This is a genomic window from Azospirillum sp. HJ39, from assembly GCF_041507355.1.
Taxonomy (GTDB): domain Bacteria; phylum Pseudomonadota; class Alphaproteobacteria; order Azospirillales; family Azospirillaceae; genus Azospirillum; species Azospirillum thiophilum.
In genome coordinates this window covers 386,536-411,756 of sequence record NZ_CP167910.1, presented here as the reverse complement: position 1 = coordinate 411,756, position 25,221 = coordinate 386,536, and the positions used below count along the sequence as shown (strand labels likewise).

The window sequence follows — 25,221 nt, the reverse complement described above, 5'->3', positions numbered from 1 at the left end:
GACATGGTTCGCAGGATACGACCGGCCGGACGGACGGCGCACGCCACCAGGAAAGCCGGCGCTGCAAACGGTGCTGCAAACGCCGGCACCGGGAACGCCGGACAGCAGGCCGCCGGGCAACAGGGGATTCCCATCCCGGTCGCCATCGACCTGGCCTACCGCCATTGGGAAGCGGGCCAGATGCAGGAGGCCGAGCTTCTGGCCCGCCAGATTCTGTCGGTTTTGCCGGGCCAGACCGACATACTGCATCTCCTCGGCCTGATCGCCCACTCGGCCGGCCGGATCGATCTCGCGATCGACCACATGAAGGAAGCCTGCGCCGCTCCGGGCGCGACGCCCGCCTATTTCAGCAACCTGGGCGAGCTGTGCCGCCGCCGCGGCCGTCTCGCCGAGGCGGAGCAGGCCGCCCGGCAGGCGGTGGCGCTCGACGGCAAGGTGGCGGCGTCGTGGAGCAACCTGGGCATCATCCTCCAGGAGGCCGGCAAGGCGGAGCCGAGCGCCCATTGCCTGCGGCGCGTCCTGGCGCTGGCGCCGGACATGGCCGAGGGCTACAACAACCTGGGCAACACCCTGCGCCTGCTCGACCGCGGGGCGGAGGCCGCCCGGCACTACGGCGCCGCCCTGGTCCTCAATCCGCTCTACGTCGACGCCTGCTGCAACCTCGGCAGCCTGACCGGCGAGCTGGGACGGCACGAGGAGGGGCTGGGCCTGCTGCGCCGTGCAATCGGGCTGGAACCCCGCATGCCCGGCGCCTATCTCAACGCCGCCGAAATCGAGCAGTCACGCGGCCGCGGCATGGAGGCATTGGGGTGGCTCGAAGCGCTGCGCGACTTCGCCCCCGACCATCCGGCGCTGCCGGCCGGACGGTCCGGCATCCTGCTGCGGCTCGGCCGCGCCGGGGAGGCGCTGGCGGTCGCCGAGGCCGGGCTGGCGGCCTCTCCCGGACGGCCGGATATCCTGAATGCCGCGGGGACCGCCTTGCAGGCGATGGGCCGTTACGAGGAGGCGCTGGACGCCTTCGGCAAGGCAGCCGCCGCGGACGGCAACGGCGGGGCGTCCGGGCTGATCGGGCGCGCCGTCCTGCTGACCCAGCTCGGCCGCCTGGAAGAGGCGGCCGCCGCCTTCTCCGAGGCGCGGCGGCGCTTTCCCCGCTGCGGAGCGGCCTGGTATGGCGCGGTGGATCTGCTGCCCTGCGGCGAGGACGAGGCCGCGCGGCTGGAGGCGATGCTGGAGACGTCCTCGGGCCTGGGCCGCGACGACCGCAGCATGCTGCATTTCACCCTGGGCGCGGCCCGGCTGGCGGCCGGCAACGCGGCGGCCGGCTTCGCCCATTTCGCCCGCGGCAACGCACTGAAGCGAAGCGCGCTCGCCTTCGACGCCGCTGCCACCGAAGGCTGGATCGACGCCATCGCGCAGGCCTTCCCGGCCGGGCGGCTGGCCGCGGGGGCGGCGCCCGCCTGCGACCGGTCGGAGCTGCCGGTGTTCGTCATCGGCATGCCGCGCTCCGGCACCAGCCTGGTCGAGCAGATCCTGGCCTCGCATCCGGCGATTCACGGGGCCGGCGAATTGCAGGTGCTGGAGCATGTCGTCAACCGGGTGACCCTGCCCGACGGGCGGCCGGTGCCGTACCCTCTCCTGGCGGAGGTGGCCGGCCCCGACGATCTGGCCGGGTTGGGCCGGCGCTATCTCGATCAGGTGAGCGGCTTGGCCGGCGATGCCGTCCGTCTCGTCGACAAGATGCCGCTCAACTTCCTCTATGCCGGGCTGATCGCCCTGACGCTGCCGGGAGCCCGAATCGTCCACTGCCGCCGCGACGCGCTGGACTGCTGCCTGTCCAACTACACCCGCCTGTTCCAGGACCAGAACGTCTTCGCCTACGACCTGGAGGAGCTCGGACGCTTCCACCGCGCCTACCAGCGGCTGATGGCGCATTGGCGCAGCGTGCTGCCGCCTGACCGTTTCCTGGAGCTGGACTACGAGGCGCTGGTCGCCGAACCGGAGGTCCAGGCCCGCCGGCTGCTCGCCTTCTGCGGGGTCGATTGGGATCCGGCCAGTCTCGACTTCCACCGCAACCGGCGGCGGGTCACCACCGCGAGCGCGGTCCAGGTCCGCAGGCCGATCCATTCCGACGCCGTCGGGCGCGGGCAGGCCCTGGCGGAGCATCTGGCTCCGCTGGTCCAGGCGCTGCGCGGCGACGGGAGCGCGCGGCCATGAGCGGCCCGGAAGCGAGCGGCCCGGAAGCGCTGGAGACCGAGGGCCGCGCCCTGCTGGCGGCCGGGCACATGGAGCAGGCCGAGCGCCGGGCGCGCGAGGCGTTGGCGGCCGGCGCCATGTCGGTGAGCTGCTGGCACATGCTGGTGATCGCCGTGCGCGCCCAGGGCCGCATCGAGGAGGCCCGGCAGATCTACGAGATGCTGGTGGAGAGGTTCCCCGGCAACCTGTCGCTGCGTTTCGAGCTTTCCGAAACGCTGCTGCTGCTCGGCGACTTCGAGCGCGGCTGGCGGGAGTACCATCACCGCTACGGCATGCCGCACACCACCCAGCTCGAACGCCGCGTGCAGCGCCCGCGCTGGGACGGCCGCCCCATTCCGGGCAAGACCCTGCTGATCCACGACGAGCAGGGCTATGGCGACACCTTCCAGTTCCTGCGCATGGTCGCCTGGGCGAAGGCGCGCAGCCAGGCCCGCGTCGTCCTCCAGGTCAACCAGGATCAGGCCAGCTTCGCCCGCCGCTCTTCGGGGGCCGATGAACTGGTCCTTCGGGGACAGTTGCCGCCGCCCTTCGACCTGCATTGCGAAATGATGAGCCTGCCGATGGCGATGGGCCTGACGCTCGCCGATCTGCCCGGCCGAATTCCCTATCTGGAAGCTGAACCGGCCCGCGTGAAGCGCTGGCGCAGGCGGCTGGCGAAACTGCCGAGACCGCTGGTCGGCCTGGTCTGGGCCGGTCGGCCGACCCACCTCAACGACGCCAACCGTTCCGTCCCGCTGAACGCGCTGGCCCCTCTGGCGGTGCCGGATGGCGGAACCTTCCTGGCCCTCCAGAAGGGGCCGGCGGCGGCCCAGGCGCTGACTCCGCCGCGCGGCATGCGGATCGAAAGGCTGGACGGCGAGATCGCCGATTTCGAGGACACGGCGGCGATCCTGACCGTCGCCGACCTGCTGGTTTCGGTGGACAGCGCCCCGGTGCATCTGGCCGGCGCGCTTGGCCGTCCGGCCTGGGTGATGCTGCCCTATGTGCCGGACTGGCGCTGGCTTCTGGGCCGCGACGACACCCCCTGGTACCCGTCGCTCCGCCTCTTCCGGCAGCCGGCGCGCGGCGATTGGGACAGCGTGGCCCGGGCGGTGGCGGACGGGCTGCGCGCCCTGGAGCGGGCCAACCCCGCGTGAGCCGGCGCCGGATCGCGGCGGGCGGCCTCGTCGCCCTGTGGCTGGCCTTGGGTACCGCCCCGGCGGGGGCCGAACCCGTGCTGATCGACGACCGCGACCGGGTGGAGCTGTCCGATTTCGTGGCGCTGCGCGATCCCGGCCGCCGCCTGTCGATCGACGACCTGCGGGGCGGAGACGCCGATCCGTTCACCCCGTCTCCCTGGATCTCCCAGGACTACAGCCTCGGCATCACCACCGACGCCCTGTGGCTGCGGACCGAGATCGAGGTTCCCCCCCATGCGGCCGGGCGGCGCATCCTGACGCTGGCGGTGCCCAATTTCGACCGGATGGAGGTGTGGGCCTCCTGGAGCCCGTCGTCCGGCCCCATCGCCGCCCTGGGGGATCGCGTCCCGCAGGCGTTGCCGGTCCGCCGCAACGCCGCCCTCATCGATCTGCCGGGCGGACGCCACACCCTGTGGTTCCGGGGCGTCACCACCGGGTCGATGGCCGTGCCGCTCGACCTGTGGCAGCCGGCTGCCCTGATGCGGGCCGAGCAGTTCGAGAATCTGGCACACGCGGCCCTGAACACCATCGTCCTGCTGCTGGGGACCGTCGCGCTGGCGCTGGCGGCGGCGCTGTCCAGCCTGGCGCTGGCTTTCTATGGCGCGTCCGCCCTGGCGACCGCCGGCCACATCCTGGCGATGACCGGGCTGGACCGGTTGCTGTGGGGACGCCATCTGCCGATCGGGGACCAGAATCCCTTCATATGGCTGGTCGCTTCCGGGACGTTCGGCATCGGCTTCCTGTTCGCGGCGCTGCCGCTGCGCCGAAGCGCCCGCTGGGTCGCGCCGGTCCTTGGAGCGCCGATCCTGATCGGCGCGTTGCTGCTGGCCATCTACGACCTGCTACTGGACGGCGACCTGGAAACGGACGTGATCCTGCGCCCCCGCAATCTCGCGCTGCTGATCCTGGTGACCGGCCTGGCCGCCAGCATCCAGTCCTGGCTGTCGGGGTACCGGGCGGCGCGCTACATGATCGCCGGCTGGACGGTTCTGGCCGCCGGGAACGTGCTGACTGCGCTGCGCAACGCCGGGCTCGTGCCATGGACCGAGGCCACCTATTTCCTGCCGGTCTACGCGCCGATGGCGGAGATGCTGCTGTTCGGTGCCATGATAGCGGTGCAGCTGCGGTTGCTGCGGTTGGAAAAGGATGAGGCGCAGCGCGCCCTGGTCGTCGCCCTGCGCCGCAACGAGGCCGAGCTGGCGGAGCGGGTGACCCAGCGGACGGTTGCGCTCGACCGGGCCAACGCGGCCTTGCTGGACCGCGAGACGCAGCTTCGCCGGACGCTGGAGGCGGTTCCGCTCGCCATCGTCCTCAGTCACGCGGCCCGCATCACCCCACTCTACGCCAACCGGCGCGCACGGGAGTCGCTGGGGGGCACCGATCTCTACTATGACCCCGCCGACCGCGCCCGCCTCCTGGCGCTGCTGGAACGCGACGGCCGGGTGGAGAACGCCGAAACCGAGATGCTGGACGCCGCCGGCAACCGGTTCTGGGCCCTGGTGTCGATGGTGCCGGTCGACTATGAGGGCCAGCCGGCCCGGCTGCTCGCCGTCAACGACATCACCGGCCGCAGGCAACTCGAACAGGAGCTGACCAAGGCGAAGGAGATGGCCGACGCCTCGGTCGCGCTGGAGCGGGCGGCGCGGGAGGCCCAGCGCCAGTTTCTGGCCATGATCACCCACGAATTCCGCACCCCACTGGCGGTGATCAGCACGGCTGGCCAGAACATCGGGCTGACGACCGGGGACGAGGCGACGGCGCAGCGCCTGCAGCGGATCGAGCGGTCGGTGCGTCACATGAACGGCATGATCGACGCCTGCCTGCTGGACGACCGGATCGAAGGCGCCGGCCTGATGCTGCGCTCCAGCCGCTTCGATCCGGGGGCCCTGGTCCGCCGGATCGTCGACGCGGCCGAAGCGGCATCTCCGCATCACACCTTCGTCCTGACGCTCGATTCCCTGCCGGAGCTGACCGGCGACGAGCCGCTTCTGGGCATGGCGCTGTCCAACCTGCTCGAGAACGCGGTCAAATACTCCGGCCCGGCCAGCGTGATCGAGGTCGGGCTGCGGCGGGATGGGCAGGATGCCGTGTTCTGCATCGCCGACCGCGGGCCGGGCGTTCCCGACGGCGAGCGTGAGCGCATCTTCGAGAAATATTACCGGGGCGGCAAGACCGGAGGCATTCCAGGAGCGGGGTTGGGCTTGCACCTGGTTCGCCACATCGTCTCGGATCATGGCGGCACCGTCGGCGTGCGGAACCGGCCGGACGGCGGCGCGCTGTTCACGATCCGGTTGGGCCTGCAGGAGGCTTTTCCTCCGGATGACGACGACGTGCCCGGGTCGGGCAGCACCCGGAAAGGCGGGTGACGGGACTGGAGGACCGGTCCGTTACCGGAAGGGCGACCGGGCCTGTTCCTGGGCGAAGACGGGAAGGATCATGGCGTTGTGCAGGCCGATCCCCTCGGCCACGGCGCTGTGCATGTTGGAATGCAGGAACCGGTGGCAGGCATGGACCAGCCTGGGCCGGAAGCCGCGCGCCAGCTTGTGCGGTCCGCCGTGACCGCCGCCCACGGCGGACAGGCCGCGCCCGATCGCCCGCTCGATCGTCCGGTAATAGCAGGTTTCGAAATGGAGAAGGCGCAGCCCCTCCCGGCTCCCCCAGTTGCGGAGATGAAGGCAGCCGTCCCCCTCGACGGTCAGCAGCGCCCCGGCCGCCACGCCGCCGGCCTCCGCGAAGGTCAGCGTCACCGCATCGCCCAGACCGGCGCACAGCCGCAGGATGAATCCGGCGGTCAGCGGCTGGCGCGTCGACCGGCGGGCGTAAAGGTCGTTGAGCAGGTCCAGGAAAACCGCCACGTCGGCTTCGTTCACCCGGCTGCCCGGCACATCGCGGAACCGCACCCCGCTGGCAAGCACCTTGCGGCGTTCCCACAACAGCCTCTCGCGCCGGTGCCTCGACAGGGCCGCGGCGAAGTCGCCGAAATCCCGGTACCCGTCGTTCCGCCATTCATACTGGATCAGGTGGCGGGTCAGCCATCCCGCCGCCTCGAAACGGGCGCGGTCGGTCTCGTCCGGAAAGGTCGCATGGATGGAAGACATGCCGTGGCGATGGGCGAGCGACACCATCGCGCCGACCAGCGCATCGGCGACGCCGGGCGCGGCGCCGTCGCGCAGCAGGATGCGCGTGCCGGTCACCGGCGCGAAGGGGGTTGCCGTCACCAGCTTGGGAAAGTAACGGCCGCCGGCCGCCCCGAAGCCGTCCACCCATGCCTGGTCGGACCAGTATTCGCCGGTGGACCGGTCGCGCACATAAAGAGGGGCAGCGCCGAGCAGCCGGCCTGACGGCTCCCGCGCGATCAGATGGGCGGGCCGCCAGCCGGTCGCCGGCCCGGCCAGCCCGCTGTCCTCCGCCGCCCGCAGATAGGCGTGGCTGACGAACGGCCCATGGCCGGCCGCGCAGGCATCCCACTCCTGCGGATCGACGCCGGAGATCCCCAGCACCACGGCGACGGCCGGAGCGGGCGATGCCGCCGGGGGATGCGACGGCACCGTTTCATGCGCCATGGCGGCGGACTGCATCTTGAGGAATCCCGATTGAACCCACGCCTTGCCGGGGACCGGCCCGGATCTGTCCGGTTCGGCGGCGGAAGGGTTCAGTAGAACGGCTTCCTTCCGGAAACGGCAACACAGACATCGTGACATCGCCGCGGCGCTTACCCATAAAATTTGTGTCCCTATGAAGGAACGCCTCCTGTAAAGAGAGCGTCGACGCCGGAGGAGCGCGCCTGCCCGGCGGCTGCCCCGCCCTCGCCCCTCCCTCGCCCCGCCGCCGAGCCGCCCCGATGACGACGCCCGCCCCCATCCCCGGCCGGTCCGGCCCACCCGACCCGGCGGTTCCGGCGGAGAACCCGGCCAAGCCCTCCATCCTGGTGGTGGACGACGAGGAGGGCATCCGCAGCTTCCTGTCCCGCGTGCTGGAGCGGCGCGGCTGGCGGGTCGAACTGGCGGGCAGCGCCGAGGAGGGGGCGCAAAGGCTGGAGCGCACCCATGCCGACGTCATCATCCTGGACGTGGCGCTGCCCGGCCGCTCCGGGCTGGACTGGCTGAAGGATCTGGCCGGCGGCGGCTATGCCGGCGAGGTGATCCTGATGACCGCCTTCGCCGACATGAACACCGCCATCGACGCCCTGCGCTCCGGCGCGGCCGATTTCGTGCTGAAGCCCTTCCGCATCGAGCAGATCCTCAACTCCATCGACCGCTGCGTCGAGCGCGCCCGGCTGACCCGCGAGAACTACATCCTCCGCCGCCAGCTGTCGAAGAAGGAGACCGGGCGGGACGAGATCGTCGGCCGGTCCGACGCGATGACCCGTTTGCGCGCGCTGGTGCAGCGGGTGGCGCCGACGCCGTCCACCGTGCTGATCCAGGGCGAGTCCGGCGTCGGCAAGGAGCTGGTCGCCCGCGCCCTGCACGACCTGTCGCCACGGGCCGAGCGGCCCTTCGTCGCGGTGAACTGCGCCGCCATTTCCGCCGACCTGATCGAGGCGGAGCTGTTCGGCCATGCCAAGGGCGCCTTCACCGGCGCCAAGGACGCGCGCAAGGGGCTGTTCTACTACGCCCATGGCGGCACCCTGTTCCTCGACGAGATCGGCGAGCTGTCGCTCGCCCTGCAATCCAAGCTGCTGCGGGTGCTGGAGGAACGGCGCATCCGCCCGGTCGGCAGCGAGCAGGAGGTGCCGGTGGACGTGCGCGTCGTCACCGCCACCAACCGCGACCTGAAGGCGGAGGCGGCGGCCGGCCGCTTCCGTCCCGACCTGTTCTACCGGCTGGAGGTGATGACCCTGACCATCCCGCCGCTGCGGCGGCGGGCGGTGGACGTGCCGGAGCTGGCCCAGCTGTTCATGCGCTTCCTGTCGCTGCGGCTCGGCGTGCCGCCGCTGCCGGTGACGCCGGAGGTGACGCGGGCGCTGACGGTCCATTCCTGGCCGGGCAACGTGCGCGAGCTGCGCAATTTCGTGGAACGCTCGCTGCTGCTCGGGGAGTTCCCGCTGGACGACCTCGACAGCGCCAACGCCGCGGCGGTGGACGCCGATGGGGCGGCCGATGGGGCGGCGAACCCGGCGACCGACCCGGCCGGACATGCGGAAACCGACCCCGGCCTGTGCGCCGCGGCGGTCGCCGGCAACCCGCCCTGCGCGCCCTGCCCGGTGCGCCATGTCCGCGACGACAGCGACCACGACGTGCTGCCGCTGGCCGAGGTGGAGAAGCGCCACATCCTGACCGTGCTGGCCCGGTGCGGCGGCAGCAAGGCGCGGGCCGCCGATCTGCTGGGGGTGTCGCGCAAGACGCTGGACCGCAAATGCGCGGAATGGGGCGTCTGACCCCCCGCGGCCCGGCCGGGCCGGTCCGGCGGCTGGCGGCGGCCTATGCCGGGTCGGTGCGGCTGCGGCTGCTGGCCCTGGTGCTGGCGCCGCTGCTGGTGGGGGCACCCGTCCTGCTGCTGATCGTCTGGTCCTGGGGAACCGAGGGCTACGACCAGCTGCTGGTCAACAAGGTCAGTTCCGACCTCGGCACCGCGCGCCAGTATTTCGAGCGGGTGCAGGGCTCGCTGCGCACCGGGCTGGAGGGCATCGCCTCCTCCCACCGCCTCGCCGTGACGCTGGAGGGCGGGACCGGGGGCGCGCTGCGCCGGCTGCTGGACGAGGCGGCGGAGGACCAGGGGCTCGACTATCTGCTGCTGCTGGACGGGCGGGGCATGGTGCGGGCCGGCGGCACCTTCCCGCAGCCGTCCGACCGCTCCGGCTGGGCGGTGGTGCGCGAGGCGATGCAGGGCTATCCGCAGCACGGGCTGGAGGTCTTCCCGCCCGAGGAGCTGGAGGCGCTCGATCCGGCCCTGCGCCGCACCGCCCGCATCCCGCTGGTGCCCACCCGCAACGCCCGCGACGACCGCCGCAGCGTCGAGGAGCGCGGCCTGGTGATCCAGATCGCCATCCCCATCCCCGGGGCCGGCGGCCGGGTGTCCGGCGTGCTGGAGGGCGGGGTGCTGCTGAACGGCAACCAGGGCATCGTCGACCGGCTGAACAGCATCGTCTATCAGGAGGCCTCGCTGCCGATGGGCAGCCAGGGCACCGCGACCCTGTTCCTGGACGACGTCCGCATCGCCACCAATGTCCGGCTGTTCGAAGGGCAGCGGGCGCTCGGCACCCGCGCCTCGAAATCGGTGGCCGACAAGGTGCTGGACCGCGGCGCGCCGTGGCTGGGATCGGCCTTCGTCGTCGACGACACCTATGTCTCGGGATACCAGCCGCTGACCGACACCGCCGGCCGGCGGGTCGGCATGCTCTATGTCGGCTTCCTGGAATCGCCACTGCGCGACACGCTGTACCGGGCGCTGGCCGGGCTGTGCCTGCTGTTCCTGCTGGTGTCGGGGCTGGGGACGCTGGTCGGGCTGCATGGCGCCCGCGCCATCTTCCGCCCGCTGGAACGGATGGCCGGCGTCATCGCCCGCATCGAGGCCGGCGAGGAGTCCGCCCGCGTCGGCCCGACCGCCAGCCGGGACGAGCTGGGGCGGCTGGCCCGCGCCTTCGACCATCTGCTCGATTCCATCGCCGCCCGCCGCTGGGAGCTGCAACGCTCCGCCGCCGAGCTCGACCGCAAGGTGGCGCTGCGCACCGCGGCGCTGGAGGAGGCCAACGCCACCCTGCGCCGCGCCCAGCAGCAGCTGGTGATGAACGAGAAGCTGACCGCCATCGGCGAGCTGACCGCCGGCGTCGCCCACGAGATCAACAACCCGGTCGCGGTGATCCAGGGCAACCTCGACCTGATGCGCGAGGTGCTGGGCGGCGACATCGAGCCGGTGCGCGACGAGTTCCGACTGATCGACGAGCAGACCCGGCGCATCCACGCCATCGTCACCCGGCTGCTGCAGTTCGCCCGCCCCGGCGACTTCGCCGGCTATGCCGAGCCGACCGACGTGAACGCCGTGCTGTCCGACTGCCTCGTGCTGACCCGCCACAACCTGACCCGCGCCCGGATCAAGGTGGAGTTGCAAGCCAAGGCCGCCGGCACGGTCGAGATGAACCGCGGCGAGTTGCAGCAGGTGCTGATCAACCTGATCGTCAACGCCATGCAGGCGATGCCCGACGGCGGCACCCTGACGCTGGACAGCCGGGACATCTCAGCCGGAGGAAACGGGCCGGAAGCGGACGGAACCGGCGAGGACGGCCTGGGGGACCGGCTGCCGGGCAGCGAGCCGTTCGACGGCGTGCTGGTCGGGGTGGCCGACACCGGCCACGGCATCGCCGCCGGCGACCTCGACCGCATCTTCGACCCCTTCTTCACCACCAAGAAGCAGACCGGCACCGGGCTGGGCCTGTCGATCAGCTACGCCATCGTCCAGCGCTACGGCGGCCGCATCGTGGTGGACAGCAGCCCCGGCAGCGGCACCCGCTTCACCCTGTGGCTGCGCCGGCAGGCCAGCTATTCCGACCAGCCGACCGCCCCCTTCTTCGAGGCGCAGCGGATCGGCACCGGGGACTGAGGCGGCGCCCCCTCACTCCACCAGCGTCAGGAACGGGTTGTCGCCGATGCGGCGGAAATCCTCCTCGCCCAGCAGGATGTCCAGCGCCAGCGTAGCGAGGTCGTCGGCGACCGGGTCCAGGTCCGGCGCCCTCTCCAGGAACAGCAGCTTCAGATAGCTGTGGCAGGCGCCGCAGGTCTCGGCACGGACCGGCCCGTCCTTCCCCTCGCCTTTCCCGTCGAGAAAGCGCTGCTCCACGTCCTTGCCGTCGCCGCAGGCGACGCAGGACGAGCGCACATGGTGCCAGGCGGTGTGGCAGACGCCGCAATGCAGGTAGCGCAGGCCGCCGGCCTCCATCCCGACCTGAAGCACGCCGGCGACCGGCGCGCCGCCGCAGACCGGACAGCCCGTGGCGGTCGCGGCGGCGGCGAGCGCCGCCGGATCGGCCCCGGCGGCATGGCGCGTCCAGGCGGTTTGCAGCGCCGCCGCCAGGAAGGGGGAGGCGGCGACGTCGCCCTCCTCGATCGCCCCTTCGGCCCAGCGGGTGCCGAGCGCCTCCAGCTCGGGAGCGGACGCCTCGGCCAGGACGGCCAGCGCAGTCCGGATGCCGGCGGGGAGCGTCTCCGCCCCGGGCGCCCCGGCGCTGAGCCGCCCGACCAGGAGATGCAGGTCGGCCAGCCACTGTTCGCCCGGCGCCAGCGCTGCGGGCATGGCGACGATCTCCTGCTGCGCGTCGGCCAGCACCGCGATGAAGCGCAGCCACTCGCCCATGGCGTGGCCGTCCGCCAGCCTGCGCAGCCGGGCGGCCCGGCGGGCGAACAGCGTCCCGGCGTCGGGCAGGCGCAAGGGGGCCGGCGACCGGCCCGGCACCAGACCGGCGGCGGCCATGGCGGCGGCGGTCGCCTCTGAAACCGGGGGCTGGGAAACCGGGATGTCGGAGCGGCTGGCGGGGGGAACGGTCATCGGCGGCTTTCTCGGCGGCAGGGGTGTCGGTCCGGGGGACCGGCGGCACAGTGCAAGAACGATGCTACGGCGCCGGCCCGGCCGGCGCCCGCCGGACGGCGTCAGGACGGCGGCCGGAGAGCCCCGACAGATTGTCCCCCACACAAACCATAGGGACATTTTGTCCGGAGCGGATTGGACAAAATGTCCCTACCCGCGCCATGGCGATCCCGCGGCGCCCGCAAATCCAGGGCAAATCCAGGCGAAAGCACAGCCCGGCCCCTTGGCACGGAATCTGCGCTTGGGCACGCCGCACCCTGGCGCGCTGGCCCTCCGGCACGCCGCGGCGTCCCCAGGACCGGGCGGCAAGTCCCGGACCGGCACAACCGACAGCGAGGGAGGTTTCATGCCCATCACGCCCCTGCAGGTATCCCGGCGACAATTCATGAAGGTGACGGCGGGCGGCCTCGCCGCCTCCGGCATGGGGGTGCTGGGCCTGCTGCCGTCCGAGGCGCTGGCCGAGGTGCGCCAGTACAAGCTGGCCCGCGCCAAGGAGATCCGCAACACCTGCCCCTACTGCTCGGTCGGCTGCGGCCTGCTGATGTACAGCCTGGGCGACGGGGCCAAGAACGCCAAGGCCGAGATCATCCACATCGAGGGCGACCCCGACCATCCGGTCAGCCGCGGCTCGCTCTGCCCCAAGGGCGCCGGCCTGCTCGACTTCATCCACAGCCCGAACCGCCTGAAGCACCCCGAGGTGCGCGAGGCGGGATCCAGCGTCTGGAAGCGCATCTCCTGGCACGAGGCGATCGAGCGCATCGCACGCCACATCAAGGACGACCGCGACGCCAACTTCGTCGCGAAGAACGCCGACGGCGTGACGGTGAACCGCTGGCTGTCCACCGCCATGCTGACCGCGTCGGCCTCCTCCAACGAGACCGGCATCCTGACCCAGAAGGTGATGCGGTCGCTCGGCATCGTCGGCACCGACGCGCAGGCCCGCGTCTGCCACGGCCCGACCGTGTCGGCGCTCGCCTCCACCTTCGGGCGCGGGGCGATGACCAACAGCTGGGTCGACATCTCCAACGCCGACTTCATCCTGATCATGGGCGGCAACCCGGCCGAAGCCCATCCGGTCGGCTTCAAATGGGCGGTCGAGGCGAAGAAGAGGGGCGCGCGCATCGTCGTCGTCGACCCGCGCTTCAACCGCTCGGCCGCCGTCGCCGACGACTACATGCCGATCCGCGCCGGGTCGGACATCGTGTTCCTGGGCGGCGTCATCAACTGGCTGATCGCCAACGACAAAATCCAGTGGGAGTATGTCCGCGCCTTCACCAACGCCGCCTACATCGTCAAGGAGGGCTACGGCTTCGAGGACGGGCTGTTCAGCGGCTTCGACGCCGCCAAGGGCCAGTACGACAAGACCAGCTGGACCTACGAGTTCGAGGCGGACGGCACGGCGAGGACCGACCCGACGCTGACCCACCCGCGCTGCGTCTGGAACCTGATGAAGGCCCATTACGCGCGCTACACGCCGGACGTGGTGACCGACCTGACCGGCACGCCGAAGGACGGCTTCCTGCGGGTCTGCCGGCATCTGGGATCGACCGCCGTGCGCGACCGCGTCGGCACCATCCTCTACGCGCTGGGCTGGACCCAGCACACGGTCGGCGCCCAGAACATCCGGACGATGGCGATGATCCAGCTGCTGCTGGGCAACATCGGGATGCCCGGCGGCGGCGTCAACGCGCTGCGCGGCCATTCCAACATCCAGGGCCTGTCCGATCTCGGGCTGCTGTCGACCAGCCTGCCCGGCTACCTCACCCTGCCGTCGGAGAAGGCCCACCCGACCTACGCCGACTACATCGCCAGGACGACGCCAAAGGCGCAGGCGCCGGGCCAGCTGAACTACTGGTCCAACACCCCGAAATTCTTCGTCAGCCTGATGAAGTGGTTCTGGGGCGACAAGGCGACGGCGGCCAACGACTGGGGCTACGACTGGCTGCCCAAGTGGGACAGGATGTACGACGTGCTCCAGGTGATGGACCTGATGCACAACGGCAAGGTCAACGGCTTCATCGTCCAGGGCTTCAACCCGCTGACCTCCTTCCCGGACGTCCGCAAGACGGTCCAGTCCTTCGCCAAGCTGAAATACATGGTGGTGATCGACCCGATCACCACGGAAACCTCCTCCTTCTGGCAGAATCACGGCGAGATCAACGACGTCGACACCGCCGGCATCAAGACGGAGGTGTTCCGCCTGCCCTCCACCTGCTTCGCCGAGGAGGACGGCGCCATCGTCAATTCCTCGCGCTGGCTGCAATGGCACTGGAAGGGCGCCAACCCGCCGGGCGAGGCCAAGAGCGACCAGGAGATCCTGGCCGAACTGTTCATGGCGGTCCGCGCGCTCTACGCCAAGGAAGGCGGCGCGGTGCCCGAGCCGATCCTCAACCTGTCCTGGCCCTACAGGAATCCGCTGGAGCCGACACCGGAGGAACTGGCGAAGGAGCTGAACGGCCGGGCGCTGGCCGACATCCCCGACCCCAAGGATCCGACGAAGTTCCTGGCCCGCAAGGGCGAGCAGCTGCCGGGCTTCGCCCTGCTGCGCGACGACGGCACCACCATGTCGGCCTGCTGGATCTTCTCCGGCAGCTGGACGCAGGCTGGCAACCAGATGGCGCGGCGCGACAGCACCGATTCAGGCCTGGGCAACACGCCGGGCTGGGCCTGGGCATGGCCGGCCAACCGCCGCATCATCTACAACCGCGCCTCCTGCGACCCGTCGGGCAAGCCGTGGGATCCCAAGCGCGCCCTGATCTCGTGGAACGGCGCCGCCTGGGCCGGGGCCGACGTGCCGGACTTCAAGGTTGATTCCCCGCCCGCCGACGGCATGAACCCCTTCATCATGAACCCGGAGGGCGTGGGCCGGCTGTTCTGCACCGACAAGCTGGTCGACGGTCCCTTCCCCGAGCATTACGAGCCGATGGAAAGCCCGCTCGGCACCAACCCGCTGCACCCCAAGGTGGTCACCAGCCCGGCGGTGCGCATCTTCAAGGCCGACCGCGAGCGGCTGGGCACCCATGACCAGTTCCCCTATGTCGGCACCACCTACCGGCTGACCGAGCATTTCCAGTTCTGGACCAAGGGCGTCCGGCTGAACGCCATCGCCCAGCCCGAGCAGTTCGTCGAGATCGGCGAGACGCTCGCGGCGGAGAAGGGCATCCATGCCGGCGACTGGGTGCAGGTCAGCTCAAAGCGCGGCCACATCAAGGCCAAGGCGGTGGTGACCAAGCGGATCAAGGCGCTGACCGTCGCCGGCCGCACCATCCACCAGATCGGCATCCCGCTGCACTGGGGGTGGGAGACGGTGGCCAGGAAGGGCTTCCTGTCCAACACCCTGCCGCCCGCGGTCGGCGACTGCAACACCCAGACCCCGGAATACAAGGCGTTCCTGGTGAACGTCGAGAAGATCGGAGTGGCGTAAGTCATGGCACTGCAATCCCTCGATATCCTGCGCCGCTCCGCCTCGCCCACGCCGGCGCCGCAGGCCCGCAACCCGCAGGAGGTCGCCAAGCTGATCGATACCAGCGTGTGCATCGGCTGCAAGGCCTGTCAGGTCGCCTGCTCGGAATGGAACGAGCTGCGCGCCGAGGTGGGCTCCTGCGTCGGCGTCTACGACAACCCGACCGACCTGTCGTCGCAGGCCTGGACGGTGATGCGCTTCAACGAGGTGGAGGAGAAGGGCAAGCTCGAATGGCTGATCCGCAAGGACGGCTGCATGCACTGCGCCGACCCCGGCTGCCTCAAGGCCTGCCCGTCGCCGGGGGCCATCGTCCAGTACAAGAACGGCATCGTCGATTTCCATCAGGAGAACTGCATCGGCTGCGGCTATTGCATCTCCGGCTGCCCGTTCAACGTGCCGCGGCTCAGCCCGACCGACAGCAAGGCCTACAAGTGCAACCTCTGCTCCGACCGCGTCGCGGTCGGGCAGGAGCCGGCCTGCGTCAAGACCTGCCCGACCGGCGCCATCCAGTTCGGCTCCAAGGAGGACATGATCGAGGTCGCCGCGACCCGCGTCGCCGACCTGAAGGACCGCGGCTACGACCGGGCCGGGCTCTACGACCCGGCGGGCGTCGGCGGCACCCACGTCATGTATGTGCTGCACCATGCCGACAGGCCGCAGCTCTATTCCGGCCTGCCGGAGACCCCGGCGATCAGCGCCGTGGTCGGGCTGTGGAAGGGCATGCTGAAGCCGCTGGCGACGCTCGGCGTCGCCGCCGCCGGCCTGTTCGGCTTCTTCCACTACATCGCCGTCGGCCCCAACCGCGCCGATGACGACGAAGAGACCCAGGACGGCCGGCCGCCGGCCCCCGCCGCCGGCAGCGGCACCAAGCCGCCGGTAGAAGTCACGCACAGGGAACGGGAGGACGCGCTGTGAAGGAAAAACTGATCCGACGCTACGACGCCGCGGAACGCATCAACCATTGGATCGTCGCGGTCTGCTTCGTGCTGCTCGCCATCTCCGGGCTGGCCTTCTTCTATCCGGCCTTCTTCTGGCTGACCGGCGTGTTCGGCACGCCGCAGCTGGCCCGCATCGTCCATCCCTTCGTCGGGGTGGTGATGTTCCTGGCCTTCGCCCGCCAGTTCTTCCGCTATGCCCATCACAACCTGATCGACCGCGAGGACATCCGCTGGATGAAGGCGGTCGGCGAGGTGATGAAGGGCAACGAGGTCGGCGACATCGGCCGCTACAACGGCGGCCAGAAGGCCATGTTCTGGGTGATGGTTGGGTGCATGCTGGCGCTGATCGCCTCCGGCGTCATCGCGTGGCGGCCTTATTTCGCCCAGTATTTCCCGATCCCGGTGATCCGCGTCGCCCTGCTGGTCCATGCCGCCAGCGCGCTCGCGCTGATCGCCGGCATCATCGTCCATGTCTATGCCGCCCTGTGGGTGCAGGGCACGATCCGGGCGATGGTGGAAGGGGTCGTCACCCATGGCTGGGCGCGCAAGCACCATCCGCGCTGGTATCGCCAGATGACCGGCCAGACGACAGGCAGGGAAACCGGCCATTCCTGAAGCCGTCGCCTCCCCGTCGCCCCCAAGCAGGACAGCCGCGCCATGACGCTCGCCACCGACTGCACCGCCCGCCCTCATGCCGAACACGCCACCATGCAGCGGATGACGGTGCTGCGGCTGGGGCCGGGCCGGTCGGAGCTCTGCGACGATTCCGTCGTCGAGGAGGTGCCGGCGGCGCTCGCCTACAACGGCATCGTCCATGCGGTGATGCTGGTCACCCCCGGCGACCTGGAGGAGTTCGCGCTGGGCTTCTCCCTGTCGGAGGGGATCGTCGGCGAGCCCGGCGAGCTGGAGGGCCTGGCGGTCGTCGACAGCTGCGACGGCATCGAGATCCGCATGGACATCCCGCTGGAGCGCTTCATGGCGCTCAAGGGCCGGCGGCGCAGCCTGGCCGGCCGGTCGGGCTGCGGCGTCTGCGGCGTCGAAAGCCTGCAGGCCATCGCCCGCGGCGGCGTCGCGGTGGTGCCGGGCGTCCGCCTGTCGGCCGGCGCGGTGGTGCGGGCGCTCGGCCGCTTCACCGAGGAACAGGTCCTGCACCGCAGCACCGGCGCCGCCCATGGCGTCGCCTGGGTCGATGCCGGGGGAACGATCCTGGCGGTGCGGGAGGATGTCGGCCGGCACAACGCGCTCGACAAGCTGATCGGCTGGCTGGTCCGCAGCGGAACCGACCCGGCCTCCGGCTTCGTCCTCACCTCCAGCCGTGCCAGCTACGAGCTGGTGCAGAAGACCGCCCGCATGGGGATCGGCGCGCTGGTCGCCATCTCGGCGCCGACCGGGCTGGCGGTGCGCATGGCCGAGGAGTGCGGGGTATCGCTGGCCGGTTTCGCCCGCGGCGACCGGCTGGTCGTCTACAGCCACGGCGACCGCTGGGAGGCGGCCGGCTGAACGAGGTCTTCCCTATTCCCCGCCATAGGGCGGGGCGACCGGCAGCCGCACGCTGACGGTGGTGCCCTCGCCCTCGCGGCTGCGGATGTCCAGCGTCCCGTTCAGCAGATCGACGAAGGAGCGCACCAGCGGCAGGCCGAGCCCGGTGCCGCCCGACCGGCGGGACAGCTGGCTATCGACCTGACCGAAGGGTTGCAGGGCGACGGCGATGCCTTCGGCGCTCATGCCGATGCCGGTGTCGGCGATCTCGACCAGGATGCGGCTGCGGTCGGGGCGCACCCGCAGGGCGACGCTGCCGCCGGCCGGGGTGAACTTCACCGCGTTGGACAGCAGGTTCAGCAGGATCTGCTTCACCCGGACCGGGTCGCCCAGCAGCCTGGGCGTATCGGGGGCGATGTCGTGGACCAGGGTCAGCCCGCCCTCCTCCGCCCGTTCGGCGATCAGCAGCAGCGAGCTTTCCACCGCGTCGCGGACGTCCATCGGCTGCGGGTGCATCTCCAGCTTGCCGGCCTCGATCTTGGCGACGTCCAGGATGTCGCTGATGACCGCCAGCAGATGCTGGCCCGACTTGCCGATCACCTTGGCATAGTCGAGATATTTGGGATGGCCGAGCGGCCCGACGATCTCGCTCTCCATCATCGAGGAAAAGCCGATGATGGCGTTCAGCGGCGTGCGCAGCTCGTGGCTCATGTTGGCCAGGAATTCGCTCTTGGCCCGGTTGGCCAGCTCCGCCTGCTCCTTGGCCTGGATCAGCGCCTGTTCGGCGCGGCGGCGTTCCTGGACCTCCTGCATCAGGGCGCGGGTGCGCTCGGCGACGCGCATCTCCAGCTCGTCGCGCGCCTGCCGCAGCGCCAGTTCCGCCCGTTTGCGCCGGGTGATGTCCTGGCCGACGCAGAGGATGCCCGGCGGCACGCCGTCGGCTTCCGGCAGGCGGTTGAGGTTCCACAGCAGCACCCGCTCGCTCATGCTGTCCTGCCCGCGCAGCAACTGCTCGAAATTGCGGATTTCCGTGCCTTCCATGGCGACGGCGAGCTGGGCGGCGAAGACGCCGGCCGGCCGTTCGCCCATCATCTCGGTCAGGAGCCGGCCGACGGCCCGGCCATGCTCCAGCCCGAAGGCGCGTTCCGCCTCGCGGTTGGCCTCCTGGATGCGGCCGTCGTCGCCCAGGACCAGGATGATGCTGGCCGCCGTCTGCACCAGGGAGCGGAACCGCGCATCGCCCGCCCGCGCCTCGCAGTGGCGGAATCCCGCCTCCAGCTCGACGACGCGCCGCTCCAGCCGCCGGATGGTGTCTTCCGGCGAGGCCGCGGCCGGCGCAGCCGGGGAGTTGCCGGCCGGAGCGGGCACAGCGGCGGGAACGGTCGGGCCGGTCACGCCGATGCGTTTTCCGGCTGCATCATGTCGCCCAGCTTGGCCAGCAGGAATTCCAGATCCTCCGGTGCCAGATCCTCGTACTGGGTCAGGATGCGCTCGATGACGCGGCGGCGGTGGCGCTCGCGGTCGCCGGGCTCGCCGTCATAGGGGGTCTCCTTCAGCACGTCGATGGCGATGCGGCAGGCCGGCAGCAGCGCCGGCGGCAGCTTCGCCTTGTCGTACAGCGACTTCAGCCCCAGCCGGCCGGCATCGTGGATCAGCAGCCGGGCGTTGGTCATCGGCACGTTGGCCATGCGCGACATGGCGGTTTCGAAGAAGGCGATGTCGCCGGTGCACAGCGAGCGGACCAGCAGCGACGGGGTCAGCCGGCCGGTGCCGGCGAGCTGGACCACCAGCCGGTCGAGCGCGGCCTCGTCGTTCTCCCCGGTGAACAGCGCCACGGTCGCCCGCTCGCGGCTTTGCAGGATCAGCTCCGACGCGACCTTCGACGGCAGCTCGTGATGGGCGACCAGATGCTGGCGCAGCCGCTCCGACACCACGGCGACCAGCCGCTCGGCGATGGTGATCGGCAGCCTGGAGCGGTGGACCAGCGGGTCCTGCACCGCCTCGCTGGCTCCGAAACGGTCGATGACGCGGCTGAGGCTGTGTTCGCCCAGCTCCGCCCCCTCGTTGGCGACCAATGCCGCCACCGCGCGTTCGGATCCGCTTTCGATCAGCGCGTCGGCGACCTCGGCCGGAACCGTCGGGCGCCGGGCGATCGCCGTGCTCTTGGCCTCGGCGCCCGAGTGCAGGATCTCCACCAGGTCGGCCGGAGTCAGCACGGTGGAGACGCTCAGCACCGGGATCGCCACCGCCTCGACGTCGCGGGCCAGCGTCAGGGCGATCTCCCGCGGCAGGGACGGGCTGGATTTCAGGTTCTCGGCCAGGGTCTGGCGGACACGCAGCACCGTGTCGTTGACCATCAGGCGGATGATGTCCTCCGCCAGCTTGCGCTCCGCCTCGGACAGCTCGGGGCTGTCGAACTGATGCGCGATCTTGGCGGCCAGATCGGTCCTGCTGTTCGGCGACGGATCGGCCAGCAGCCGCGCCACGTCGCCCTTGCTCAGATACGCCGTCTTGAAAGCGTCGCTCATGGGTCCCGGACCCTTCCTGCCCTGATTTCCTGCCCTGTGCCGTCTCCATCTGTCCTTCGCGCAAGACGCCGTGCCCGCGGGCCTGCGGGCGGAGACATGCCCACTGTCTTCCAGGATCTTCCCAAACGGTTGAGCCTTCCTTAACGATCCTCCGTCATAGGCCTTCCGGCCATATGGGAGGCGGTCAGGACGCGTCGGCGAAGCTGGGCGGCTCAGGCAGGATGGAGCGGCGGCGCCGCGCGCCGCGCAGGTGCAGCGCCACGCCGGCGATCTGCTCCTCGACCGAGATGCGGCGCTCGGAGGCGACCTCCAGCCCGCGGTCCTCGTAGACATAGGCGTCGGGGTGGGCGTCGGCCCAGCGCCGGACGGCGCCGTCGCGCTCGCGCAGCAGCCCGACGATGGTCGGGCGGAACAGCCGCATCATCGCGGTGATCCAGCGGTTGGCCGGCCAGGACGGCCGGGCATGGTCGATCTCGAAGGCGTCGAGCATGGCGATGACGTCGTCGGCCTTGTACCAGGTTTCCCCCGTCACCCAGCGGTTGGTGGTGAACAGCCGGACCGGCTGGCCGGCCGGATCCATGGCGATGCCGATCAGGTGCGACAGCGCGTCGTTGTCGTTGTCCGGCCGCTGGAAATCGGGCAGTTCCGCCGGCCGCACTCCCGGCGGCATGCCGTGCGGGCGCAGGAAGCTGTGGAAATGGCCATGCTCGCCCGGCGGCCGTTCGCCCTCGGGGTGGCAGTGATAGTAGTATTGGGCGTGGAACTCGGCGTCGTAGACGTCGCCCGGCGGATAATGCTTCCACTCGTAAAGCGTGCCGTGGCCGCGCAGAAGCTCGCCGACCACCGTGTCCCCGGTCTTGGCGAGGACGCGCTGGCACAGGCGGACCTCTTGCCCCGCCTCGGCCATCGCCTCCAACTCCTCGCGGGACATTTCCGACAAATCCGTCATCGCCCGATCCTGCGCTGCGCGAACACCCCTATTACGTACGCGGATATGATGACGTGACAAGGGGTTTTCGGGCCCAGGCATCTGCGGTTGCAGCCGGGCTCGGGCTTGCCGGCCGGGTCCCTGCCGGCTTCAGCTTCCCGCCGGCTTCAGCCGCTGCGACAGCGCCCAGCCCGCCAGATCGCCGGTGACGCGGCCCAGCGCCTCGTCGAAGGCGGCGACGACGTCGGTGAAGGACCGGCCGCGCACCGGTGCCGTCGCCTCGAAGGTCTCGCCCGCCTCGATGGACCGGCGCGGCATGGCGACCAGCTTGGCCGACAGCCGGACATGCACGCGGTCCGGCAGGGCGGCCCCCGGATTGGCGTATTCGGCCTGGAAATCGCGCAGTTCCGACTTCAGCACATAGTCGGAGCGCAGCCCGACGGTGTCGCGCCCGACCGAGACGATGCGCCCGCTGTCCTCGAAGGTCTGGACGATCAGCCCCTGCACCATGTTCGGCGCCCGGTCGGCCCAGGACACGTCGGCGAAATAGTCGAGCGAGGTCGGCGTGCGGGCCAGCGCGATGCGCGGCGTGTCGATCCCCGCCGCCGCCGCCGGGGTCTCGACCAGCAGCTGCCAGTCGGCCCTGGGGCCGGGGCCGACCGCGGCGCGCGGGGTCAGGGTGTAGAGCTGCGGCGCCGTCGGGTTCAGCGTGGAGCAGGCGGCCAGCCCCAGCAGCGCCAGCGCGCCCAACAGCCGGCGCCCCCACAGCCGACGCCCCCACAGCCGACGCATGGCCGGTCCCACGGCCGGTCCCGCGGCCGGCCCCATCGCACCCCGTGCCACGTCATGCCCGTTTGCCGTCCGCCTCATTTCCCACGCACCTCCACGCCTTGCCGCGTCCCGCCGAAGAGGAAGTTCGACGGGTCGTTCTCGATCCGCGTGACCACCCGCGACAGCTGCCCGGACAGGTCGCGCAGCTGGGAGATCAGCAGGGTCAGTTCATACAGGCCGGTGGCGGTAAAGTCGCGCACCGGTTCGCGGTTTTCGGCCAGCATGCCGTTCAGGGTGTCCGAGCTGCGCTTCAGCGAGCGCATCAGCTCGCGCGTCTCGCCGGTCAGGCTCTTGGCGGCGGCATCGACCGACGTCAGCGTGTCGCGCGCCTGCTCCATCGTGCGGTCGAACTGCGGGCCGGAGGCCTCGAAGCCGTTCAGCGTCCGCCGCGCCTGCGCCATCGTCTCCTCCAGCCCGGCGCTGGTCCGGGCCAGCTCGGCGCTGGCGGTGCGGGCATTGGCCAGGATGTCGCCGATGGCCTTCTGGTTCTCGCCGTTCAGCAGGTCGCCCAGCCGGGTGATGACCTCCAGCGACCGGCTGACCAGCTGCGGCGCGCTGTCCACCACCGCGGTCAGCGAACTGGGGCGCGACGGGATGGTCAGCACCCCGTCGGCATCGGTGGCGGTCAGCCGCTTGCCCCCCTCCGCCCCGCCGGTGATCTGGACATAGGCGCCGCCGGTGATGCCCTGAACCTCCAGCGAGGCGATGGAATCGGACATGACCGGCGTGCCGTTCTGCACCTGGATCGTCACCCGCACCCTGGTCACATTGTCGGGATCGAGCCGGATGTCCGACACGGTGCCGACCGGCACGCCGCGGTAGCGCACCGGGCTGCCCTGCTGGAGCCCGGTGACCGATCCGGTGAAGTAGATGCGGTAGGTCTCGCGCGTTTCGTCCAGCTGGACCTTGGCGATCCAGGCGGTGAAGACCAGCAGGCCGGCGACCAGCGCCAGCACGAAGCTGCCGACCAGGATGTAGCTGGCGCGGGTTTCCATGGCGTGACCTTACCCTTTCGCAAGGCGCAGAGCGTCGTTGCGCTCTTTCGCGTCGAGGGCCGCGCGGCCGCGCGGTCCGTGGAAGTAATCGTGGATCCAGGGGTGCGGATCGGCCAGATGCTGCGCCAGCGTCCCCACCCGGATCCTCCTGTCCACCAGCACGGCGATGCGGTCGCAGATCGAGGTCAGGCTGTCCAGGTCGTGGGTGACCATGAAGACGGTCAGCCCCAGGCTGCGCTGCAACCCCCGGATCAGCGTGTCGAAGGCGGCGGCGCCGATGGGGTCGAGGCCGGCGGTCGGCTCGTCGAGGAACAGGATGTCGGGGTCGAGCGCCAGGGCGCGCGCCAGCCCGGCGCGCTTGATCATGCCGCCCGACAGCTGCGACGGATGCTTGGTCCCGGCATCGGGCGGCAGGCCGGCCATGGCGATCTTGACCCGCGCCAGCTCGGCAATCAGGGACGGGGGCAGGTCCGTGTGCTCCTTCAGCGGCAGCATGACGTTCTCCGCCACCGTCATCGAGCTGAACAGCGCGCCGTTCTGGAACAGAACCCCGGTGCGGGCCTGGAGCGCGGTGCGCTCGGCGCGGTCGAGGCCGGCGATGTCATGGCCCAGCAGCTCGATCCGGCCGGCCGCCGGCTCGATCAGGCCCAGGATCTCCTTCAGCAGCACCGACTTGCCGGTGCCGGAGCCGCCGACGACGCCCAGCACCTCGCCCCGCTCGACGTCGAGGTCGAGCCCGTCATGGACGGTCTGCGGCCCGAAGCGCGTGACCAGCCCGCGCACGCGGATGACCGGCCTGTGCCCGCCGGCGCCGTTCCCTTGCGCGGACGCGTCCATCACACCCCCAGCATCGAGAAGAGGACGGAGAACACCGCGTCGATGACGATCACCAGGAAGATGCCCTCCACCACCGCCTTGGTGGTCATGATGCCGACGCTCTCGGCGCTGCCGGAGACCTTCAGCCCCTCGTAGCAGCCGACCATGGCGATGACCAGGGCAAAGACCGGTGCCTTGATCAGCCCGGCGAGCACCGTGTTGATGCCGACCGCGACGTGGAGCTGGCGGATGAACTGGCCGAAGGTGATGTCCAGCGTGGCATAGGCCATCACCGCGCCGCCGAACAGCCCCATCACGTCGGCGTAGAAGGCCAGCAGCGGCAGGGTGATCATCAGGGCCAGCGCCCGCGGCACCACCAGCAGCTCAACCGGATCCAGCCCCATGGTGCCGATGGCGTCGATCTCCTGGTTCACCTTCATGGTGCCGATCTGGGCGGTGAAGGCGGAGCCGGAGCGGCCGGCGACGATGATCGCCGTCATCAGGATGCCGATCTCGCGCAGGACCGAGATGCCCAGCAGGTTGACCACATACAGCTCCGCCCCGAAGCGCTTCAGCTGGTCCGCCCCCTGGAAGGCCAGCACCACGCCGATCAGGAAGGACAGCAGCCCCAGGATCGGCAGGGCGTTCAGCCCGGTCTGCTCGATGTGGAACAGGACCGAGGTCAGGCGCAGGCGCGACGGGCGCAGGATCAGCCGGGCGAAGGTGACGGTGACCAGCCCGAGGAAACCGACGAGGTCGAGAACCTCCCTGGCGGCATTCACCGTCGTCTCGCCGGTGCGGACGATCATGTCGATGATCGGATGATGCTCGCGCTCGATCGGGTGGGGCGGCGCCTTGCCGGCATCGCGCACCGCGCCGAACAGGGCGGCATGGTCCGGCCGCAGCCCGACCACCGCCACCGCATGGCCGGCCGCCCTCAGCTTCTCGGCGGCACGGTTCAGCAGATAGGCGCCGACGGTGTCGAGCGCCTCCACCTGTGCGAGGTCGAGCCGCACCGCCGCACCGCCGGCCGGCCGCGGCGCCCGCTCCAGCGCGTCCGACGCCGGTCCGGCGGCGTCCAGCGTCCAGCGTCCGGCCGCGCCGATCCGCCATCCGGCGTCATCCGCCGGACCGGACTCGATCCGGGCCGCACCCGTCGGCACTCCATCCTTCGCCACAGTCACAGCCACCGGTTCCGCCGCACCCATCCGCTCAATCCACCGGGGCGTCGGGCCGCCGGTACATCCGGAACGTGGCGGAGCATCACCGCAGGGTCAACCCCATCCAGGGCATGG

The 25,221-nt window shown here is 70.8% G+C and carries 18 protein-coding genes; 9 read left to right on the top strand and 9 right to left on the bottom strand.

Translation table 11 applies throughout. The annotated features are described in order from the left end of the window. Positions 1–3: 3 nt before the first annotated feature. Genes ABMY26_RS12490 through ABMY26_RS12480 form a run of 3 tightly spaced genes read left to right on the top strand, consistent with a single transcriptional unit; the run spans position 4 to position 5,797 of the window. A complete protein-coding gene (locus tag ABMY26_RS12490) occupies positions 4–2,214 on the top strand; it encodes a sulfotransferase (RefSeq protein ID WP_372396042.1) in 2,211 nt (736 codons plus the stop codon). Next, positions 2,211–3,389 (top strand): tetratricopeptide repeat protein, encoded by a 1,179-nt coding sequence (locus ABMY26_RS12485; RefSeq protein ID WP_372396041.1) that lies wholly within the window; start codon positions 2,211–2,213, stop codon positions 3,387–3,389. The genes ABMY26_RS12490 and ABMY26_RS12485 overlap by 4 nt, the downstream gene beginning before the upstream one ends. Next, positions 3,386–5,797, top strand: coding sequence for an ATP-binding protein (locus ABMY26_RS12480; protein WP_372396040.1), 2,412 nt, complete (start codon positions 3,386–3,388; stop codon positions 5,795–5,797). The genes ABMY26_RS12485 and ABMY26_RS12480 overlap by 4 nt, the downstream gene beginning before the upstream one ends. Positions 5,798–5,818: 21 nt before the next feature. Here ABMY26_RS12480 and ABMY26_RS12475 read toward each other — a convergent pair whose 3' ends face one another. Next, the gene (locus tag ABMY26_RS12475; RefSeq protein WP_372396039.1) at positions 5,819–7,009 is read right to left on the bottom strand and encodes a GNAT family N-acetyltransferase; all 1,191 of its coding nucleotides are present in this window, start codon (positions 7,007–7,009) and stop codon (positions 5,819–5,821) included. Positions 7,010–7,272: 263 nt separating this feature from the next. Between ABMY26_RS12475 and ABMY26_RS12470 the strand changes: the two genes are divergently transcribed. Next, complete coding sequence (locus ABMY26_RS12470; RefSeq protein WP_372396038.1) at positions 7,273–8,808, top strand: sigma-54-dependent transcriptional regulator; 1,536 nt, start codon at positions 7,273–7,275, stop codon at positions 8,806–8,808. Next, the gene (locus ABMY26_RS12465; RefSeq protein WP_372396037.1) at positions 8,796–10,967 is read left to right on the top strand and encodes a cache domain-containing protein; all 2,172 of its coding nucleotides are present in this window, start codon (positions 8,796–8,798) and stop codon (positions 10,965–10,967) included. The genes ABMY26_RS12470 and ABMY26_RS12465 overlap by 13 nt, the downstream gene beginning before the upstream one ends. Before the next feature lie 12 nt (positions 10,968–10,979). Here the strand turns inward: ABMY26_RS12465 and ABMY26_RS12460 are convergent, their stop codons facing one another. Next, positions 10,980–11,909: a formate dehydrogenase accessory protein FdhE gene (locus tag ABMY26_RS12460; protein ID WP_372396036.1), complete on the bottom strand. Its 930-nt coding sequence runs from the start codon at positions 11,907–11,909 to the stop codon at positions 10,980–10,982. Positions 11,910–12,309: 400 nt separating this feature from the next. Here ABMY26_RS12460 and fdnG point away from each other — a divergent pair, with 400 nt between their 5' ends. The 4 genes from fdnG to fdhD are packed head-to-tail and all read left to right on the top strand — an operon-like array spanning position 12,310 to position 17,849. Next, positions 12,310–15,372: a formate dehydrogenase-N subunit alpha gene (gene fdnG, locus ABMY26_RS12455; protein WP_372396504.1), complete on the top strand. Its 3,063-nt coding sequence runs from the start codon at positions 12,310–12,312 to the stop codon at positions 15,370–15,372. A gap of 3 nt (positions 15,373–15,375) precedes the next feature. Further along, the gene (gene fdxH, locus ABMY26_RS12450; protein ID WP_372396035.1) at positions 15,376–16,326 is read left to right on the top strand and encodes a formate dehydrogenase subunit beta; all 951 of its coding nucleotides are present in this window, start codon (positions 15,376–15,378) and stop codon (positions 16,324–16,326) included. Beyond that, a complete protein-coding gene (locus ABMY26_RS12445) occupies positions 16,323–16,964 on the top strand; it encodes a formate dehydrogenase subunit gamma (protein WP_372396034.1) in 642 nt (213 codons plus the stop codon). The genes fdxH and ABMY26_RS12445 overlap by 4 nt, the downstream gene beginning before the upstream one ends. 42 nt (positions 16,965–17,006) lie before the next feature. Continuing rightward, positions 17,007–17,849 (top strand): formate dehydrogenase accessory sulfurtransferase FdhD, encoded by an 843-nt coding sequence (gene fdhD / locus ABMY26_RS12440; protein ID WP_372396033.1) that lies wholly within the window; start codon positions 17,007–17,009, stop codon positions 17,847–17,849. Between the two features lie 12 nt (positions 17,850–17,861). Here fdhD and ABMY26_RS12435 read toward each other — a convergent pair whose 3' ends face one another. The 7 genes from ABMY26_RS12435 to ABMY26_RS12405 all read right to left on the bottom strand — a co-directional run bounded on the left by ABMY26_RS12435 (position 17,862) and on the right by ABMY26_RS12405 (position 25,134). Then, positions 17,862–19,223, bottom strand: a complete 1,362-nt coding sequence (locus ABMY26_RS12435; RefSeq protein WP_372396032.1) for an ATP-binding protein — start codon at positions 19,221–19,223, stop codon at positions 17,862–17,864. Beyond that, complete coding sequence (locus ABMY26_RS12430) at positions 19,220–20,356, bottom strand: DUF2336 domain-containing protein (protein ID WP_045584925.1); 1,137 nt, start codon at positions 20,354–20,356, stop codon at positions 19,220–19,222. The genes ABMY26_RS12435 and ABMY26_RS12430 overlap by 4 nt, the downstream gene beginning before the upstream one ends. Positions 20,357–20,540: 184 nt before the next feature. Beyond that, a complete protein-coding gene (locus ABMY26_RS12425; protein WP_372396031.1) occupies positions 20,541–21,305 on the bottom strand; it encodes a hypothetical protein in 765 nt (254 codons plus the stop codon). A gap of 129 nt (positions 21,306–21,434) precedes the next feature. Continuing rightward, positions 21,435–22,076, bottom strand: coding sequence for an ABC-type transport auxiliary lipoprotein family protein (locus tag ABMY26_RS12420; protein WP_372396030.1), 642 nt, complete (start codon positions 22,074–22,076; stop codon positions 21,435–21,437). 74 nt (positions 22,077–22,150) lie between these two features. Beyond that, the gene (locus tag ABMY26_RS12415; protein WP_372396029.1) at positions 22,151–23,110 is read right to left on the bottom strand and encodes an MlaD family protein; all 960 of its coding nucleotides are present in this window, start codon (positions 23,108–23,110) and stop codon (positions 22,151–22,153) included. 9 nt (positions 23,111–23,119) lie between these two features. Beyond that, a complete protein-coding gene (locus ABMY26_RS12410) occupies positions 23,120–23,947 on the bottom strand; it encodes an ABC transporter ATP-binding protein (RefSeq protein WP_372396028.1) in 828 nt (275 codons plus the stop codon). Beyond that, a complete protein-coding gene (locus ABMY26_RS12405; protein WP_372396027.1) occupies positions 23,947–25,134 on the bottom strand; it encodes an ABC transporter permease in 1,188 nt (395 codons plus the stop codon). The genes ABMY26_RS12410 and ABMY26_RS12405 overlap by 1 nt, the downstream gene beginning before the upstream one ends. Positions 25,135–25,221: the final 87 nt, after the last annotated feature.